The following is a 19,677-nucleotide window of genomic DNA, read 5'->3' as shown; positions in this document are numbered from 1 at the left end:
AGATGATAAAAACGGGCAAAAGATTAATTTTCTCGAAAAAATGAAAACATTTTACTATATTTCATGAAAAAAGTCTGCTATAATTAGCAGTCGAGTAAAATTTGCCCTGTCATAAAGAACCAATAAAAAAGGAGTTAGTTACATTGAATTATAGAAACGATATCCGTAACGTCGCAATTATTGCCCACGTTGACCACGGAAAAACAACATTAGTTGATGAACTGTTAAAACAATCAGATACATTAGACGCACATACACAATTGCAAGAACGTGCGATGGACTCAAATGCGCTAGAAAAAGAACGTGGTATCACGATTTTAGCCAAAAACACAGCTGTAGACTATAAAGGAATTCGCGTAAATATCATGGATACTCCAGGACACGCGGACTTCGGTGGCGAAGTAGAACGGATCATGAAAATGGTTGACGGCGTCGTGTTGGTCGTAGATGCATATGAAGGAACAATGCCTCAAACACGTTTTGTATTGAAAAAAGCATTGGAACAACATATCACACCAATCGTTGTCGTAAACAAGATTGACAAACCTTCTGCTCGTCCTGAGCATGTCGTTGATGAAGTACTTGAACTATTCATCGAATTGGGAGCAGATGATGATCAGTTAGACTTTCCTGTGATTTATGCGTCTGCACTGAATGGTACGTCAAGCTTATCAGACGACCCTGCAGATCAAGAACCAACAATGGCACCTATTTTTGACACGATCATTGAAAAAATTCCTGCTCCTGTCGATAATAGCGACGAACCATTACAATTCCAAGTTTCATTACTTGACTACAACGATTATGTAGGTCGTATCGGAATCGGACGTGTATTTAGAGGAACAATCAAAGTAGGCGACCAAGTAGCATTAATTAAATTAGACGGAACAGTTAAGAAATTCCGTGTAACGAAATTATTTGGTTTCTTTGGACTAAAACGTCTAGAGATTCAAGAAGCAAAAGCTGGAGACTTGATTGCTGTCTCAGGTATGGAAGACATCTTTGTCGGTGAAACAGTTACTCCTGTGGATCATCAAGATGCGTTACCTATCCTTCACATTGACGAACCAACATTGCAAATGACTTTCTTAGTTAATAATTCACCATTTGCCGGTCGAGAAGGTAAATATGTAACTGCTCGTAAAATTGAAGAACGTTTGATGGCAGAACTTCAAACAGATGTATCTTTACGAGTTGAACCAACAAACTCTCCAGATGCTTGGACTGTTTCTGGTCGTGGAGAATTGCATTTGTCTATCTTGATTGAAAACATGCGTCGTGAAGGTTACGAATTGCAAGTATCTCGTCCAGAAGTTATTGAAAAAGAAATCGACGGTGTAAAATGCGAACCGTTTGAACGCGTACAAATCGACACACCAGAAGAATACATGGGTAGTGTCATCGAATCCTTGAGTTTACGTAAAGGTGAAATGCAAGATATGGTCCATACAGGAAACGGACAAATCCGTTTGACATTCTTGACCCCTGCCCGTGGTTTGATCGGTTATTCAACTGAATTCCTTTCAATGACACGCGGTTACGGAATCATGAACCATACTTTTGATCAATATTTGCCAATGCTTCCTGGTCAAATCGGTGGACGTCACCAAGGTGCGCTTGTTTCAATCGATACCGGAAAAGCAACGACCTATTCTATCATGAGTATCGAAGAACGCGGTACAGTCTTCGTAGAACCAGGTACAGAAGTATATGAAGGAATGATTATCGGAGAAAACAGCCGTGATAATGATTTGACTGTCAACATCACGAAAGCAAAACAAATGACAAACGTACGGTCTGCTACTAAAGACCAAACATCTGTTATCAAAAAACCAAAACAATTGACGTTGGAAGAATCTTTGGAATTCTTGAATGATGATGAATATTGCGAAGTAACACCAGAAAGCATTCGCTTGAGAAAACAAATTTTAGAGAAAAATGCTCGTGAAAAAGCATCTAAAAAGAAAAAATAATCTGTAAAAGGATGAAGAGAGAAACCAGCTTGTTATAAAAAATAGCTGGTTTCTTTTTTTGTCCAACTCATTTCTGTGGAGAAGTCATCGTTGTCAATGGACATAAATTCAGAAAATACGCCAAAAGACATTTTAAAGACTTTTAAAGAACTTAACTCCGATGTGTTTTTGTTTCATATCGCACTTATGTTTCACGAGAGGGCCGACTTGTCCTTCGGTGAAAACCGAAGTAAAATGGCAAGGGAAAGGAGCGGGAAGATGAACGACTTATTAAAACAATACTTTGGTTATGATAAGTTTAGACCTGGTCAAAAAGAAATTATCCAGAAAGTCATTGATCAGGAAAATGTATTAGGGATCATGCCTACCGGAAGTGGGAAATCAATCTGTTACCAGCTTCCATCTTTACTATTAGATGGGCTTACTGTGGTTGTATCCCCTTTGATCTCTCTGATGAAGGATCAGGTGGATGCAGCAAATCAATTAGGTATACCCGCCACTTTTATCAATAGCTCGTTAGATGGTTACGAAACAGCTAGGCGCTTCCAAGAAATCGATAGGCAGCAGTATCGTTTACTTTATATTGCTCCAGAACGTTTTATCATGCCGGATTTCATTCAAGCGATGAATCGATGGAACGTCTGTATGATTGCCATTGACGAGGCGCATTGTATCTCTCAGTGGGGGCATGATTTCCGTCCAAGTTATTTACAAATGGCGAAACAGCTAAATCAACTGCCAAATCGACCTGTTATTGTTGCACTGACAGCTACAGCAACTATACAAGTAGCCGCTGACATAAAACGACTTTTAAAAATCCCTGACGGCAATCACATCCAGACTGGTTTTGAACGGGAAAATCTCCGCTTTCAAGTAGTGAAAGACCAAAAAAAAGAACAGTATCTAGTCGAGTATTTGAAAATCAACAAAAATCAATCTGGTATTATTTATGCAGCGACGAGAAAAGAAGTAGACCGAATCTATCATTTGCTTAAAAAATTTGGATTTTCTATAGGCAGATATCATGGTGGCCTAAATGAGAATGAACGAACGGCAATGCAAGAGGCCTTTTTATACGATCGCTTACAGCTAATCGTAGCGACCAATGCATTCGGCATGGGCATAAATAAAAGCAATGTCCGTTTTGTTATCCATTATCAAATCCCTGGCTCTCTAGAAGCATACTATCAGGAAGCTGGTCGTGCGGGAAGAGATGGTCTTTCCAGTGAAGCCATCCTGCTTTTCGCTCCTCAAGATACTCAGGTCCAAAAGTTTTTTATCCAGCAGTCCCAAAGAGAAGAGGAGCAAAAGCAAAAAGAATATGAAAAATTAAAAGCGATGACAGAATACGCGTATATAGAATCCTGTCTTCAGCAATACATCCTAAACTATTTTGGCGAGACAAGCAGTCCGTGCAATCGTTGTGGTAACTGTTTAGATGATAGAGAAATAGTAGAAGTAACGACACAAGCACAGATGGTCCTTTCTTGTTTGAAACGTATGGGGGAGAATTATGGCAAGCAGATGCTAATGAAAGTCTTAGCAGGATCGAAAGAACAAAAGCTGCGAGCCTTAGGGTTTGAACGTTTATCTACCTATGGACTGATGAAAAATCAATCGCAAAAAGAAACGATGCAGTTGATTGAATATTTGATATCGAATGGCTATCTTCTGACCGTTGATGGAGAATATCCTATCTTGAAAGTAACAGAAAGAGGGATCCAAGTATTAAAAGGACAAGAAGCTGTTTATCGAAAGGAACCCAAGAAAGTCCAGCAGCTGTCGGATGAAGAGACCGATACACTATTTGAAGTTTTGCGGGAACTTCGAACGGATCTAGCATCAGAAGCAGGCGTTCCCCCGTATGTCGTATTTTCAGATTCCACCTTGAAAGAAATGAGCCGAATACGTCCATCAAGCAGACTGGAGATGCTTCAGATAAAGGGAGTTGGTCAAAGCAAGCTTGATAAATACGGAGAAGCCTTTTTATCTCGGATAAAAAATATGGATCCTAATGTTCTGGATAAGCAAGAAGGACCATTACGTAAAAATGAATAAAAACAACTGGTTAAATCTGTTTTTTTGCTCCCTATGAAAATGAAATATGTTATAATTGAGGAATTAGAACGGGAGGTAAGCACAGATGGATTCTTTGTCGAAAAAACTTGCGATCCAAGTATTAAATGATGAAGCAGAACGGATCAAACGATTAATCCGAAACCAAAATAACAGTCTCTGTATCTCGCAATGCAAAGCCTTCGAAGAAGTGGTAGATACACAGATGTACGGTTTCTCCCAGCAAGTCGGGTTTGCTGTTCGTATAGGAGTAATCGAAAAAAACGAGGGGCAGCTGATGTTAAGTGAGCTGGAACGAGAATTGAATCAGTTATACAGTGAGGTTTACCAAGAAAATTATGATAAAAAAGAAGTTGGCAAGGAGGAATAGACTTGCCTAAGAAAGTAAAAAAAAGGCATCTATTAGACTATAGTATCTTGATTCCCTATTTGATTTTATGTGTTTTGGGTTTGATCATGGTATATAGTTCTACGTCGTATCTATTATTAGAAAACGGACAAAATCCGTCCGCATCAGTCATTAACCAAAGTATTTTTTGGGTGCTCAGCTTGATTGCTATCGCACTACTCTACAAAATGAAAACAGATGTTTTGAAAAACCAGCGTTTAATCATGGCAGCCATCGCAGTTTTGACGATTTTGCTGCTAATCGTTGTGTTTTTCGGTAAAGAAATCAATGGTGCAAAAGGTTGGCTTCAAATTGCAGGATTTTCGATCCAACCTGCCGAATACCTAAAGATTATTTCTATCTGGTATCTGTCTCTGACTTTATCAAAAAGGCAAAACAGTGTACAAAAAGATTTCCTAGGGACTGTAAAACGTCCACTTGCAATGGTTATCGGACTGACTGCTTTGGTCGCTATCCTTCCCGATTTTGGGAATGCGGCAGTTATCTTTTTGATTATTTTGGTTCTGCTTTTAGCCAGCGGAGTCAATTATGTGTATACTTTGATTGTAGGAGTAGGCGGTTTTTGTTTAAGTACTTTTACGATCTGGCTAATCAATATTACAAACGGAAAAATCTTGCCTGGGCGTTTACAGTATATCTATAATCGCTTTGCTATTTACCAAAATCCTTTCTCGGATGAATTAAATAAAGGCCATCAATTAGTTAACGGCTACTATGCCATGTTCAATGGTGGGTTATTTGGCAGAGGGTTAGGTAACAGTATCCAGAAAAAGGGATTTTTACAAGAAGCACAAACCGATTTTATCTATGCAATCGTAGTGGAAGAGCTCGGAGTGATTATGGGGATTTTGATATTAGCGTTGCTATTCTTTATGATCGTGCGCATTATTCTTGTAGGGATTCGTTCAAGAGATCCGTTCAATTCGCTTTTGTGCATTGGGATCGGCGCAATGTTTTTGATCCAAGTGTTTGTCAATCTGGGAGGAATCACTGGTGTCATTCCTCTGACAGGGATTACATTCCCATTCTTAAGTCAAGGAGGATCCAGTTTGCTGATGCTTTCGATCTGTGTCGGCTTTGTCCTTAACATTAGTGCGGATGAAAAACGCAAGAGCTTAGGTTTATAATAAAAAAAGATGTAGGAGTGGTTCGATGAAAAAAGTTTTAGTTGCTAACAGGGGTGAAATCGCTGTACGTGTATTTCGTGCTTGTACAGAATTAGGAATTAAAACTGTTGGAATCTATGCAGAAGAAGATGAATATTCCGTACACCGTTTTAAAGCGGACGAAGCATATTTAGTAGGACAAGGAAAAAAACCGATTGATGCGTACCTAGATATTGAAGGAATCATCTCGATCGCGAAAGAATGCGGGGCTGATGCCATTCATCCTGGTTATGGTCTTTTATCGGAAAACTTGAATTTTGCGCAACGGTGCGAGGAAGAGGGCATCACTTTTGTTGGACCCAAACTGCATCATTTGGATATTTTTGGAGATAAAATCAAAGCAAAAGCTGCAGCCATCGAAGCAGGAATTGCCTCAATTCCAGGTACAGATGGTCCAATCGCTTCTGTAGACGATGTATTGGAATTTGCTGAACGATTCGGTTATCCGATTATGATCAAGGCAGCTCTAGGCGGCGGAGGTCGCGGAATGCGTGTGGCTCATGATGAAAAGAGTGCAAGAGAAGGTTACGAACGTGCAAAAAGCGAAGCAAAAGCTGCCTTTGGTAGCGATGAAGTGTATGTTGAAAAATACATCGCCAATCCTAAGCATATCGAAGTACAGATTCTTGGTGACACACATGGAAACGTCATCCATCTTTTCGAAAGAGACTGTTCTGTTCAGCGTCGCCACCAAAAAGTAGTAGAAGTAGCGCCTTGTGTCTCTATGAACGAACAGCAACGTCAAAAAATTTGTCAGGCAGCTGTCCAATTGATGAAACATGTTGGGTATGTCAATGCGGGTACGGTAGAATTTCTTGTTGAAGGAGATGATTTTTACTTTATCGAAGTCAATCCTCGCGTCCAAGTGGAACATACGATCACAGAAATGATTACAGATATTGATATCGTGACAACGCAACTATTGATTGCCCAAGGGCTAGATTTGCATAAAGAAATCGGATTGCCTCAGCAAGAAGAAATCAAATTGAATGGGTCGGCTATTCAATGCCGAATCACTACGGAAGACCCGTTGAATAACTTTTTACCAGACACAGGAAAAATCGATACGTATCGTTCACCTGGCGGATTTGGCGTACGTCTGGATGTAGGGAATGCTTACGCTGGCTATGTGGTGACGCCGTATTTTGATTCATTGTTAGTAAAAGTATGTACGCATGGCGCTACTTTTGAAACAGCCATTCAGAAAATGGAACGTTGCTTGAAAGAATTCAGGATCCGTGGAGTAAAAACAAATATTCCATTTATGCTAAATGTCATCACACATCCTGAATTCCAATCAGGAAATGCAAAAACAACTTTTATCGATAGTACAGCAACATTATTTGAATTTCCTCGACTACGAGACCGCGGAAATAAAACGATGAAATATATCGGTGAAATTACTGTCAATGGTTTTCCAGGTATCGAAAGTGGCGAAAAACCATTTTATGAAGAACCACGTATGCCTAAAGATCTAATCACAAGAACTGATTACGTAACGGCTAAGAACGTATTAGATGCAAATGGTGCCGATGCTTTGGTCGAATGGATCAAAGGACAGGAAAATTTATTGTTGACGGATACGACATTTAGAGACGCCCATCAAAGTCTGCTAGCAACTCGTGTTCGGACAAAGGATTTCAAGCAGATTGCACGCTTAACGGGAGAAGGTCTTCCTGAACTCTTTTCAAGTGAGATGTGGGGGGGAGCAACATTTGATGTGGCTTACCGCTTTTTGAATGAAGATCCTTGGCAACGATTGAGAAAAATCCGTTCTTTAATGCCTAATACATTGCTGCAAATGCTTTTCAGGGGATCAAATGCCGTTGGGTATTCTAATTATCCTGACAATGTACTGGTGGAATTTGTCAAAGAAGCAGCAGCACAAGGGATTGATGTTTTCCGAATCTTTGATAGTCTGAACTGGACTCCTCAAATGGAAAAAAGTATCCAAGCTGTACGGGATACTGGTAAAATCGCAGAGGCAGCTATCTGCTATACTGGCGATATCAACGATCCAAGCCGAGCAAAATACAATGTTCAGTATTATAAAGACATGGCAAAAGAACTAGAACAACTGGGTGCGCATATCATTGCAATCAAAGATATGGCTGGATTGCTTAAACCGCAAGCAGCTTACCGCTTGATTAGTGAATTGAAAGAAACGACGGATCTGCCAATCCATCTGCATACTCATGATACTAGTGGAAACGGGATTATCACTTATTCCGCTGCTTCAAAAGCAGGAGTAGATATCGTTGACGTAGCAATGAGTGCAATGAGTGGGAACACGAGTCAGCCTAGCATGAGCAGCTTGTATTATGCGCTGGTCAATGGGCCACGGCTGCCAGAAATCACAATTGAAAATGCACAGAAATTGAACCATTATTGGGAAGATGTGCGTATGTATTACAAACCATTTGAAAATGGCTTGAATGCTCCTGAAACAGAAGTATATATGCATGAGATGCCAGGAGGACAGTATTCGAATCTGCAGCAACAGGCAAAAGCTGTCGGACTAGGTCATCGCTGGGATGAAATCAAACAAATGTACCATACTGTCAATTTGATGTTTGGCGATATCGTTAAAGTAACTCCATCATCTAAAGTCGTAGGAGATATGGCACTATTCATGGTCCAAAATGATCTCACAGAAGAAGACATCTATGAAAAAGGCGAAACACTAAGTTTCCCTGAATCTGTAGTAACTTTCTTCCAAGGAGAACTAGGGCAACCAGTCGGCGGATTTCCTGAAAAACTGCAAAAGATCATTCTTAAGGGCAGACCCGCGTTGAGTGAACGTCCAGGTCTATTGGCGAAATCAGTCGATTTCAACGAAGTGAAAAAAGAATTGGCAGAAAAAATCGGCTATGAACCAAAACAAGACGAAGTATTAAGTTATTTGATGTATCCGCAAGTCTTTTTGGACTATCAAAAAGCGTACAATCAATTTGGCGATGTTACATTACTGGATACACCAACATTCTTCCAAGGGATACGTTTAGGTGAAACAATTAATGTACAAATCGAACGTGGAAAAACGCTTATCATTCGTTTAGATGAAATCGGAGAACCCGATATCGAAGGAAATCGCGTACTGTTCTTCAATTTGAATGGGCAAAGACGTGAAATCACTATCAAAGATAATTCAATCATCAGTGCGGTCCAAACTCGATTGAAAGCTGAACCAACAAATCGAGAACAAATCGGAGCAACGATGTCTGGTTCTGTGCTTGATGTATTAGTGAAAAAAGGGGATAACGTCAAAAAAGGCGACACGTTGATGATTACTGAAGCAATGAAAATGGAAACAGCCATCGAAGCACGTTTTGACGGAGAAGTCGCACATGTATATGTATCTTCAGGAGACACGATTTCATCTGGCGACCTTTTGATTGAAGTGACTGAAAAATAATAAGTGAAAGGTGGGGAAATATGAAAAGACTGGGTTTGTTTTGGCTGATTCTGCTATTAGTTATTGCGGCATTCTATATGGAACCAGTCTTGTTCCCGCCAAAACTTGAAGTGAAGGAAAACTCTGATCAACAACTCTCAAATCAAATGACAACGTGGAAATACCAGGAGCTTAAAGCAACTGGTTTTTCTACTTATATTGGAAAACCGATCGAACAGCTAGAAAAAGATTTTGGACCATCCTATGATCGATTAACTAGTGGGTTTGGTTTTGAAACAAGATATTATGAAAACAAAGCCAGTCATCTCACTTTTGAAGTGAATGTCCAAGATAGCATGGTCACAACTGTTAAAGTACTGCAAACAGGACCTGCTGATATCACGCCGTTTTATTTAGGGATGACGATGCAGGACCTAACAAAGCTCACGACTATCTATACTAATTTCACTTTTGAGTATCATGACACAGAAGTTGGAATCGAACTGATGGAAGAGGATATGAATTATCGTCCACTGATTGCTTTTGATAACGACACTTTTGCTATTTTGTTTTTTGATCAAACAACTAACGGTCTGTTTTCAGTTGTATATTTAGATAAAGATAGTCTTTTGAAACTTTTACCGTATCAAGTGTTTGGTGAAGGTCTCCCACATTATGAAGCAGATAAATCGGCTGACTGGGAATCGATCAATCGCGGTAAAGAACGAAAAAGTACGACTTTACTAAACATGCTTAGAAGAGAAGACGAACTTCCTATATACAACCAACCACTTGCCTTTCAAAACCACAGTCGGCTGCTGCTACATGATTTCTTGACAAAGCCTGAAGAAATCTTGTCAGACGAACGTATGGCTGATTGGCAAAAATCGCTAGGTAGTGGACAAACGATAACGAAATTTTCCTTGACGAATGATGAATTGGAGAAGTTAATCAGTAAACAGAAATTAGAAAATACTAGTGGACTGTTTATTCATCCAGCAATCGACGCTACTTTTTCGTTTTTATATTGGTACAGCGATCCATATAATCATGACCGCTTTATGGATCCGGGAACGGATTCATTAGGCATTGCTTTTTCTAAAGAAAATATGTTAGTCTTATTGCAAGAAGAAAACGGAGAAAGTAGTGATAGCAGTGATCGTTAATGAAGAGCTGTTTCAACTGGAGGATCAATGCCTCCGAGTCGCTGAAATGATAAAAAAGAGTAAAACGATGGCTTCTTATTTCAAACATAAACAATCAATGAAAGAATCTGCAGAAGTCTGCCAATTAAAAGAAGCGTTCCTGTCGCAGAAAAAGGTGTTTGAAAATGTAGCGGCATACGGTGAATATGCACCTGATTACCGTGAAAAAAAACGTGCTCTTCGAAAAGCAAAAAGACAGCTTGATCTGAATGAGCATGTCGCAGCTTTTAGGTATAGTGAAACACAGTTACAAAGTCTGTTGGATCAAATTGTCCAAGCACTTGCTGAAGAAGTTTCTAATGAAATCAAGATAGATGCAGGTAGTCCGTTCTTTGAAACGAAAAAACACTTTGGATGCGGAGGGAATTGTCATGCAAGTTGACAATAGTGAATTTGAAATAATAAAACGACGCGGGCTGATCGTATGGGTCTACAGCTTAAAACAATTAAAGAATCTAAAAAAGTTCGGCTTGTTGCATTATGTCTCAAGAAAAATGAAATATGTCGTTCTTTACTTGAATGAAGAGACATTTGAAGAGACAGAAGAACGAATCCGTAAATTACATTTTGTTCGAAACGTAGAACGTTCTTACCGACCAGATATCGAAATGAATTTTGCTGATAAAATAGGTAATAAAACGGTATTAAAAGAAGAAGGTTTCGAAATCGAAGAGCTGAATACAGAAATCCGATTAGCTGAACATCTTTAAAAATCTCTTATGAGCAGTTTTTTAATAGAAAAATAACTTGGACAACTATCAAAAATTGATCATTGTCCAAGTATTTTTTTGTCTTTTTTTTGGTATACTAGTACCAGTACCATTTCTAAGGAGTGAGTAGATGCGGATAATATCAGGAAATTATGGCGGACGCCGCTTAAAAAGTTTAGCAGGGGCGAATACCAGACCAACTACAGATAAAGTAAAAGAATCCATATTCAATATGATTGGACCCTATTTTGATGGAGAGACAGTATTGGATCTGTTTGCAGGAAGCGGAGGTTTAGCTATCGAAGCCGTATCCAGAGGCTGTAGTCATGCAGTATGCGTAGACAAAAATTACCAAGCGCTAAAAATCATTAAAGAAAACATCGAGATTACGAAAGAACCAGAGAAGTTTACCACAATAAAACTTGATGCGGACAAAGCAATCGAACGGCTAGCAACAGAGAAACAACAATTTGATTACTTGTTTCTTGATCCGCCGTATGCAAAACAAAAAATCATTGATCAAATCCATAAAATGGAAGAACTGGGACTTTTTTCTAAAACCGCAGTTATCGTATGCGAAACGGATAAAACAGTCGAATTGCCAGAATCTGTGGCTGGATTTCATCAAATAAGAAAACAGATTTATGGCATAACAGCTGTGACTATCTATAGAAAAGAGGGAAAACGATGAAACGTGCATTATTCCCAGGAAGTTTTGATCCTTTTACAAAAGGACACTTAGATACAGTGGAGCGTGCGGCTAAATTATTCGATGAGGTGGTAATTGGTGTTTTTATCAATACTTCAAAGAACAGTTTGTTTCCTCCAGAAGAAAGAATGACATTGATTGCAAAAGCTGTGGCACATCTTCCTAATGTAAAAGTCATACATCAGGAAAATCAATTGACAGTGGAAACGGCAAAAGAAATCGGCGCGGATGCCTTGGTCAGAGGAATACGGAGTATCAAAGACTTCGAATATGAACGAGAAATCGCTCAGATGAACCATCATCTAAACGAGGAATTGGAAACGGTGTTCTTATTGGCAAAACCAGAATATAGCCATGTCAGTTCCAGTATTTTAAAAGAAGTACTGCACTTTGGTGGAGACGTAAGCAGTTATTTACCGCCAGTTATCAACGAAGCTCTAGCTGGAAAGCGTGAATCAAATGAAAGCTAAACAATGGTTCAAAACAGTACTGATTATCATATTTGGAATGTTGATCATCGGATTTGTAGTAGTTCCTCTGCCATATTATGTGGAATCACCAGGAGCAACGATTGATCTGAAAGAATTAATTACAGTCAATGACAAAGAAGACAAAGGTTCTGGCTCTTTCTCTCTTACATCCGTCGGTATCAGGCAAGCTACCGGATTTTTGGCTCTAAAGGCTAAACTAGCCCCCTTTGAAGAATTGATTAGTAAAGAAGAATTGACTGGTGGGGCAACAAATGAAGAATATAATCAAATGCAACAGTATTATATGGATTCTTCCCAAAACGCAGCAATCGAACAAGCGTTGAAGCTTGCAGGCAAGCCTTATAAAATGGAATTCAAAGGCGTATATGTCATGAGCGTAGAGAAGACATCGAACTTTTTTGGCAAGCTTTCAGTAGGAGATACAGTAACAAAAGTAGACGGCAAAAGCTTTCAAAGTACAGAAGCATTTATGGATTATGTAAAAAGCCAAAAAGTTGGACAAACAATCGAAATCAGTTATTTGCATAATGGTGAAGAAAAAACAGCTTCTGGTGATCTGATTGAGTTGCCAACAGATAAAAAGGCAGGAATAGGCATCACACTTACTGATCATACAGAGATCGAATCAGATACAGATGTTCGCATTAATTCTGGCTCTATTGGTGGGCCGTCAGCAGGATTGATGTTCACTTTAGAAATCTATGAACAGGTCACTGGTAAAAATTTGCGACATGGTAAGCAAATTGCCGGAACTGGAACGATCAACAGCGAAGGAGAAGTCGGCCGAATCGGAGGAATCGATAAAAAAGTAGCAAGCGCGGTTAAAGCCGGTGTAGAGATTTTCTTTGCACCAGATGATACGATCTCAGACGATGTTAAGAAAAAATATCCTGAAATAAAAACCAACTATGAAGAAGCAAAAGCCGCTGCCAAAAAATTGAATTCCTCTATGAAAATCGTACCAGTAAAAACAGTACAAGATGCGCTTGACTATCTAGAGAAAATGAAATGAACCAATTAAAAAAATTGTGAAAAAGCTACTCTGTATCAAGTAATAAGAATAGCTACGCAAAAACAGCTTCTCCTCTTTTGTTTGGATTTATTTACTGCAGATGCAAGCTTTTGAGCTAATTGACTACTATTTATTTTGAATAAGGGATTGTGACATATTTTCTGTCACAATCCTTTTTTTTCGTCAAAATATCTTTCTGCTAAAAAAAAAGAAAAAATTGACGTAATTAGATGTTGAAGGGACGATTTTGTCAGAGCACACTGTTTCTTCGATTTCAAATGAAAGGAGAAATGAATGGTTTTTACTGATCATTCTTTGTAAAAAGAAATAATGATAGAAAAAATCAACAAGAAAATACTCACCTCCCCTAAGTTAATCGTTTTTATGTCTACGGTAGTTCTTATTTTTTGTATAGTCAGTGGTTTTTTATTGTCAAATCTGTTATTTCATAGAGAACCAGAAGAAATCGCTGCAAAAGAAATACTTTCTCCATTTAGTTCCAGTGAAGAAAATCAATTGCCTGAAGGAAATACTGTAGAAGAGGATGTTCGTCCAAAGGTTATGTATACCGATATCAAAGGAAGTGTGAAGGAGCCTGGTATCTATTCATTTTCTTCAGAAGAACGGGTCTATGATGTACTAAAGCGCGCAGGAGGATTATTAGAAGAAGCGGATAGCGATCGAATCAACTTTTCTGCGAAGATAGAAGATCAGCAAGTCCTATATATCCCTGCTGTAGGTGAAGAGCCGCCGGAACATCTTAATCAGTCAGCATCCCCCGAAGGAAAACAGTCTACAGCAGATACCGAGCCTTCAAAAATAAATATCAATACAGCCAGTCCCTCAGAACTCCAGCAGATTCCTGGGATCGGTTCAGTCAAGGCGCAAGAAATCATTCGATTTAGAGAAGAAAACGGATCATTCCAGAAAGTGGAAGACTTGCAGGAGATCTCTGGTATCGGTGAAAAGACAGTTGAAAAACTAAAAAACTTCGTTACAATTAAATAGAATGATTCAGAACCAACTGAAAAGAGCAATAAATGGAGGCTAATGGATGACGGACTTCATTTCGGCAGTGAAGCATATGCTCTTTTGTCAGACATGATGATTCGGTATATTTAAAGAATATTTTGTTTAAGCAATGGAGTGCTTTTTTGACCAACTTGAAAATACGGAGGAATGTAACCATGTTAGAAAAATCTTCAAAACCATGCGATACGAACAAAGAAAAAATTACTGATAAGACTCAAAACAAACGCATTCCCTGGGACCAGTATTTTATGGCTCAGGCGGTATTGTTATCTTTACGCAGCACGTGTACACGTTTAGAAGTAGGAGCGACACTTGTTAGGGAAAAACGGATCATTGCTGGCGGCTATAATGGAGCAGTCAGTGGAGATGTCCACTGCATAGATGAAGGCTGCTATATTGTAGATGGACACTGTTTGCGAACGATCCATGCAGAGATGAACGCGCTGCTACAGTGCGCGAAACTCGGTATCCCGACGGAAGGTTCGGAAATCTATGTCACGCATTTTCCATGTTTAGCTTGTACAAAAGCTTTGCTGCAAGCTGGTGTTAAAGGAATCAATTATCTCCATGACTATCGAAATGATCCGTATGCTCAAGCGTTGATTGAACAATTAGGCATATCTGTACACCAAGTTGCTTTAGACTCGCAGCATTTTTCAAAACTTCAAAATGAATTAACAGGAAAACATGTCTAGCGTTTTAGAAAGGCATGTTCGAAATCGGTTGATTTTTCCGGCAGTTACGTCGATGATTATTTGTTTGTTGTATGATACGGACAATTGGATTTATCGTTTGTTTCTTGCCGGAATTTTTTTGTGGTTTTCGCTAAAAGAAGGACGTTTTATCGCGTACTTCTGTATTGTGGGTAGCATAATGGTATCCGTTTCTTATAAGCTACAAGAATATTCATTTTTAGAGGAAAAAGAAACAGCTGCGCAAGTGACTTTATCTACAGATACGATTCGTGCGAATGGCAGTTTTTTGACAATGGAAGGAAGATTGTCAGAGAGTAAACAGAAGGTACAGCTTTCTTATCAAGTAAACACCGAAGAGGAATTGAAAACTTGGCTTGGATTCCGAGGGAAGGGGATAGAATTGACAGCTGAAGGCGAGTTTATTTCTCCCGAAAAAAAGCGAAATCCTTATACTTTTGACCAAGAAGCTTACTTCAGGAACCATAGAATCTCTGGTCGATTCCAAATTCAAAGGGTCGAAAAAATCACCATACAAAATCATTGGCGAAATTGGCTCCAGAGAAAAAGAGGCGCTTTTATTTCTTTTGTCCAATCTGAATTTCCGCAAAAAACAAGTGTATATATCAATTCTTTATTATGGGGCTATAAAGATTCAGGTTTCAGAGAATCAGAAGAAATTTTTAGGGAGAGTGGTTTGCTGCATCTATTCAGCCTATCGGGATTACACATCCAATTTTATTTAGGGTGGCTGTATTATTTGTTTCGACGTATCGGATGGCCACTGCACGTCAGCATCATTCCGTTGAGCCTGCTAACTATCTGTTATGTTTCTCTTGCAGGCAGTTCTATTTCTGTCTTGCGTGCTAGTCTGTTGTTTTTATTGCGGTTGCTAGTCAAATTATTGAATAAACGTTACTCCTCTATGGACTTATTTGCAGTTGTCTTTTGGCTTCTTTTGCTATTTGATCCTCGATTTCTTTTTCATGCGGGCGGGCAGCTTAGTTTTTTCATGAGTTTTTTGTTTATCCTGATTTCTTTTGATGGAGATTGGATGAAAAAAACGGCTTCTCATGTCCTATTTACCATGATCACGATGCCGTTGATTGTATGGCATTTTTATGAGTGGCCTCTTTTAGGCAGTCTTTTTACATTACTGGTTGCACCAGTATTCAAGTTTCTTTTTCTTCCTAGTGTGTTCTTTCTGACGCTTTTCAATCGCTGGTTGCCGAGAACCTTACTTTTGCTGATAGAAGAGGGACTGATCTTGTTTGAACGAATGATCGATTCGTTTTCAGGATCGACTCTTGTTATAGGGCGTCTACCTCTTGTGCTATCAGGGGTATATATTTTCGGATTACTGATTTGTATGGATAGATTGAACGAGCAGCCGATGAAACTCTTGTTTTATGTTGGTCTGTTTTCTTTGATGCTATTGACTTTGCCATTTTTACGTTTTTCTTCAACGATCGCTTTTATCGATGTTGGTCAAGGAGATAGTATCTTTTTGCAAAGTCCTTTTCGAAAAGAAACGATTTTGATTGATACGGGGGGGAAGTTACACTTTGAAAGGGAAAAGTGGGCGCAAGGTATTGCACGACCTCCTGCTGAAAGGAATATCGTTCCATACCTAAAAGGACAGGGAATAAGTGTGATCGATAAACTCATCTTGACACACGACGATACGGATCATGTGGGAGAATTGTCCACATTATCTCAGCATTTCACCATCAAAAAAATTTATATTGGCTGGGGCGCTGGACGAAATGAACCGTTGCGAAGGCATTTAACAGAAGCTCAAAAAAATGGCACTAAAATCATTGAAGTCAAACATGGCGACAGGATCAAAGGCTATTATGATCTTTATGTATTGACCCCTTTTGAAAAGGGAGAAGGAAGAAATGAAGATTCAATTGGTTTATGGACGGAATATAACAATAGCCGTTTTTTGTTTTTAGGTGATTTGAATCAAGCGATGGAAGAACAGTTGCTTTCTATTTATCCTAATTTGAAAGCCGACGTAGTCAAATTAGGTCACCACGGTAGCCGCACATCAAGTAATACGGATTTTCTTTCCCGTATTGAAGCGAAACATGGAATTATATCCTGCGGAGTAAATAATCGTTATGGTCACCCTCACAGCGAAGTATTGGAGGCGCTAGAAGAAAATCAGATAAGAACATGGCGAACCGATCAGCAAGGAATGATCACCTATCGCTGGCATCCAGTTTTTCATCCTCATGGTCTAGTGGAAACAATGATAGACTAGTAATTCTCATCTTCTCATGGTAGGATAATTTTGAAAGTGGTGAGTAATTTGAGTATACAAGCAGAGTTACAAAAAATACGTAAAGAAAAACTTGCATCTTGTTACTTGATCTTAGGAACAGAAAAGTTTCTCCAAGATCAAGTTCGGGCAGAAATAGTTAAAAAAATCAAATTAGAGGGCGAAGATGATTTAAATTTTTTAAGTTTTGACATGGAAAATGCAAGTTTAGAGGAGGTAGTGGCTGAAGCAGAGACATTGCCGTTTTTCGGAGATCAACGATTAGTATTTGTGGAGAACCCATATTTTTTAACAGGTGAGAAAGTAAACAATGGGATCGAACAAAATACTGATTTACTGACAGCTTATTTGAAAGAACCACTAGAATCGACTGTATTAGTATTTTTTGCACCATATGAAAAGTTGGATGAACGGAAAAAAGTAACGAAACAATTGAAAAAAACAGCAACCATCATCAACGTCCAACAGTTGAATGAAAAAGAAGTACGTCAATATCTGATGAATACCTTAGAGAACTCCTCCATCAAAATGGAACGCAACGCCATTGATTTATTCTTGCGGTTGACTGACTTAGATTTATCCAAAATGATGAGAGAGTTACAGAAATTAATTCTTTATGGACAAAATCAACAGCAGATCACTGTTCGAGAAGTAGAACAATTAGTTCCTAAAACATTGGAACATAATATTTTTGACATGACCCAATATATTTTAAAAGGGAAGACAGAACAAGCCTTGCGTTTATATGAAGATTTAGTCATGCAAGGGGAGGAAACAATCAAAATCAATGCGATTTTACTTTCTCAATTACGTTTGTTTTTACAGACAAAATTTCTTGTAAAGATTGGCTATCAGCAGGCCAATATTGCAGAAACATTAAAAATCCATCCTTACCGTGTAAAACTTGCCATGCAAGAAGTAAGGAAATTCGATGAACAGTTGCTAGTACAATTATTTGATCAATTAGTCGAAATGGATTATCAAATCAAAACGGGGCAAATCGAAAAAAAATTAAGTTTTCAACTTTTCGTTTTGCGCACAGGGCAGTTGTTGAGAAATCGATAGGAAGAAAGAAGAAGCCAAAAGCATGCAAGAATACCGGTTGCTTTTGGTTTTTTTGACAAATAAAAAAACCGGCCGAAGCCGATTCTTTTACTTAGCGATTTTTTTGCTTAAACGAGATTTGTCGCGGTTAGCTTTGTTTTTGTGGATTAGACCTTTTGATTCAGCCATATCAATAGCTTTAACAGCTTCTTTATATAACGCATCTACGTTGTCAGCACCTGAAGCTACAGCATCTTCAAATTTTTTGATTGCAGTACGCATAGCGCTTGTTTGAGATGAATTTTTCACATTAGCGTTTTCGCTTGTACGAACACGTTTGATTGCAGATTCAATGTTTGGCATTAGTTTCACCTCCGATAACTTAAGTTCTTACGCGTGTGACCGCATAATTCAACATTCATTATTATACCTAAAGGCAGCGCGCTTTGCAATATGAACATGACAAGTTTTTTTCCTTAACAGTCTTTTATTTAAACTTTTTATCAGTAAAAACAGATAAATGAAGCTGAAAAAATCAAAAAGACGCTATTGTGGGAGGCAATAGCGTCAAACCAAACTAGATTTTTATTTATCTATTTAAACAAAGATTGAATGGGAATGTTTGGTACTAAGTCATTATATAACAAAGAGAACCGTTTGCAAAGTTTTTTTTGAAAAGGGATACGATTCCCTATTGTTCTTTGTTTTTCTATTAAGAAACTGCAGTTATTTTATAACCAGTCACCTTTGATCGGTAAAGGTTATTCTGGTGTACCGATTATTTTAATATATTCATCAATATTTTTTATCAACATTTTTTTAATGACTAACTGATTTCGACGGTTCCATTTGCCACTTACTTCCAGTACATATTTATTTAGTGGCAAACGTAAGATGTACTTTGCCAAATAGCGATCTTTAAGCAGTCCATTGATCACACGGTCCTCAAGCTGCAAGTTGATTCCAGTCAGCATCATTGGCTGTTCTTGTAAAACATACGTATCAATTAAAAGACCTTCAAAAGTTTCCACAAGCGTCTTCCTTTCTTTCCAAAGTAACCTGAAAACAGGTACTGTTTCTTCCATTTTGATATTCGTTAAAGCGGATGCAATCATTCCTTCTTTTGTCCACTGTAATCTAGTATAACAAAAAAGAGGAGAAGAGCCAAAAAGAAAAAAGTGCATCGATTTCAATAGGGAATCTCATTCGCTCGCTCCTTGTTTAAAAAAAGCCCCTGCATCGCAGGAGCATCCCTATATCATTCTAATAGGTCAATCAAAAAGCAGTATCTAACACATTTTGTATCAAATCAGGAAATAAAAGATAAGCTAAGCCTAGAATCAAAAGTACCGCTAAAAGAAACCAGCCAATTGTTCCTATGAAATACTTCAATTTTTCGAACATTGTATCACCTCGTTGTCAGTATATCACGGATCAGTAAATTGGGGGTATTAAGAATCTCCTAAAAATAGGCAAA

At 38.5% G+C, this 19,677-nt stretch carries 18 protein-coding genes; 15 read left to right on the top strand and 3 right to left on the bottom strand.

Translation table 11 applies throughout. From position 1 onward, the window contains the following. The first annotated feature begins 143 nt into the window (after positions 1–143). The 15 genes from typA (at position 144) to holA (ending at position 18,221) form a co-directional block, all read left to right on the top strand. The gene (typA, locus tag AC1F25_RS05010; RefSeq protein WP_002292204.1) at positions 144–1,973 is read left to right on the top strand and encodes a translational GTPase TypA; all 1,830 of its coding nucleotides are present in this window, start codon (positions 144–146) and stop codon (positions 1,971–1,973) included. Positions 1,974–2,231: 258 nt separating this feature from the next. Beyond that, complete coding sequence (gene recQ / locus AC1F25_RS05005; protein WP_104835804.1) at positions 2,232–4,031, top strand: DNA helicase RecQ; 1,800 nt, start codon at positions 2,232–2,234, stop codon at positions 4,029–4,031. Between the two features lie 85 nt (positions 4,032–4,116). Beyond that, a complete protein-coding gene (locus AC1F25_RS05000) occupies positions 4,117–4,419 on the top strand; it encodes an Fpa/YlaN family protein (RefSeq protein WP_002292202.1) in 303 nt (100 codons plus the stop codon). 2 nt (positions 4,420–4,421) lie between these two features. Beyond that, entirely contained in the window at positions 4,422–5,585 is a 1,164-nt protein-coding gene (locus AC1F25_RS04995; RefSeq protein WP_002309450.1) for an FtsW/RodA/SpoVE family cell cycle protein, read from the top strand. Positions 5,586–5,610: 25 nt separating this feature from the next. After that, positions 5,611–9,039, top strand: coding sequence for a pyruvate carboxylase (locus tag AC1F25_RS04990; RefSeq protein WP_195943666.1), 3,429 nt, complete (start codon positions 5,611–5,613; stop codon positions 9,037–9,039). Between the two features lie 20 nt (positions 9,040–9,059). Further along, positions 9,060–10,184 carry a CAP-associated domain-containing protein gene (locus tag AC1F25_RS04985; RefSeq protein WP_002309448.1) on the top strand — a complete coding sequence of 375 codons (1,125 nt, stop codon included), beginning with the start codon at positions 9,060–9,062 and terminating at the stop codon, positions 10,182–10,184. After that, complete coding sequence (locus AC1F25_RS04980) at positions 10,165–10,605, top strand: YlbF/YmcA family competence regulator (RefSeq protein ID WP_002313826.1); 441 nt, start codon at positions 10,165–10,167, stop codon at positions 10,603–10,605. Before AC1F25_RS04985 ends, AC1F25_RS04980 begins: the two co-directional genes overlap by 20 nt. Next, positions 10,595–10,933, top strand: a complete 339-nt coding sequence (locus AC1F25_RS04975) for a YlbG family protein (RefSeq protein WP_002309446.1) — start codon at positions 10,595–10,597, stop codon at positions 10,931–10,933. The genes AC1F25_RS04980 and AC1F25_RS04975 overlap by 11 nt, the downstream gene beginning before the upstream one ends. Positions 10,934–11,063: 130 nt before the next feature. Continuing rightward, positions 11,064–11,624, top strand: a complete 561-nt coding sequence (gene rsmD / locus AC1F25_RS04970; protein WP_002313825.1) for a 16S rRNA (guanine(966)-N(2))-methyltransferase RsmD — start codon at positions 11,064–11,066, stop codon at positions 11,622–11,624. Next, a complete protein-coding gene (gene coaD / locus AC1F25_RS04965) occupies positions 11,621–12,112 on the top strand; it encodes a pantetheine-phosphate adenylyltransferase (RefSeq protein WP_002309444.1) in 492 nt (163 codons plus the stop codon). Before rsmD ends, coaD begins: the two co-directional genes overlap by 4 nt. Next, positions 12,102–13,145: a SepM family pheromone-processing serine protease gene (locus AC1F25_RS04960; protein WP_479994343.1), complete on the top strand. Its 1,044-nt coding sequence runs from the start codon at positions 12,102–12,104 to the stop codon at positions 13,143–13,145. The genes coaD and AC1F25_RS04960 overlap by 11 nt, the downstream gene beginning before the upstream one ends. Before the next feature lie 429 nt (positions 13,146–13,574). Beyond that, positions 13,575–14,153 carry a helix-hairpin-helix domain-containing protein gene (locus AC1F25_RS04955; protein ID WP_479994305.1) on the top strand — a complete coding sequence of 193 codons (579 nt, stop codon included), beginning with the start codon at positions 13,575–13,577 and terminating at the stop codon, positions 14,151–14,153. A gap of 179 nt (positions 14,154–14,332) precedes the next feature. Beyond that, on the top strand, positions 14,333–14,872 hold the full coding sequence (locus AC1F25_RS04950) for a ComE operon protein 2 (protein ID WP_002309439.1): 540 nt from the start codon (positions 14,333–14,335) through the stop codon (positions 14,870–14,872). Beyond that, complete coding sequence (locus AC1F25_RS04945; RefSeq protein ID WP_151668693.1) at positions 14,865–17,138, top strand: DNA internalization-related competence protein ComEC/Rec2; 2,274 nt, start codon at positions 14,865–14,867, stop codon at positions 17,136–17,138. Before AC1F25_RS04950 ends, AC1F25_RS04945 begins: the two co-directional genes overlap by 8 nt. 36 nt (positions 17,139–17,174) lie before the next feature. Further along, on the top strand, positions 17,175–18,221 hold the full coding sequence (gene holA, locus AC1F25_RS04940) for a DNA polymerase III subunit delta (RefSeq protein WP_479994304.1): 1,047 nt from the start codon (positions 17,175–17,177) through the stop codon (positions 18,219–18,221). 87 nt (positions 18,222–18,308) lie between these two features. On the opposite strand, the gene rpsT is transcribed toward holA, so the two are convergent. The 3 genes from rpsT to AC1F25_RS04925 all read right to left on the bottom strand — a co-directional run bounded on the left by rpsT (position 18,309) and on the right by AC1F25_RS04925 (position 19,604). Further along, entirely contained in the window at positions 18,309–18,563 is a 255-nt protein-coding gene (gene rpsT, locus AC1F25_RS04935) for a 30S ribosomal protein S20 (protein WP_002292188.1), read from the bottom strand. Between the two features lie 398 nt (positions 18,564–18,961). Then, complete coding sequence (locus AC1F25_RS04930; RefSeq protein ID WP_002289125.1) at positions 18,962–19,231, bottom strand: hypothetical protein; 270 nt, start codon at positions 19,229–19,231, stop codon at positions 18,962–18,964. Between the two features lie 244 nt (positions 19,232–19,475). Further along, a complete protein-coding gene (locus AC1F25_RS04925) occupies positions 19,476–19,604 on the bottom strand; it encodes a hypothetical protein (RefSeq protein ID WP_002292186.1) in 129 nt (42 codons plus the stop codon). Positions 19,605–19,677: the final 73 nt, after the last annotated feature.

This window comes from Enterococcus sp. M-BR2 (genome assembly GCF_056612775.1).
This window is presented reverse-complemented; position numbering and strand designations above follow the sequence as displayed.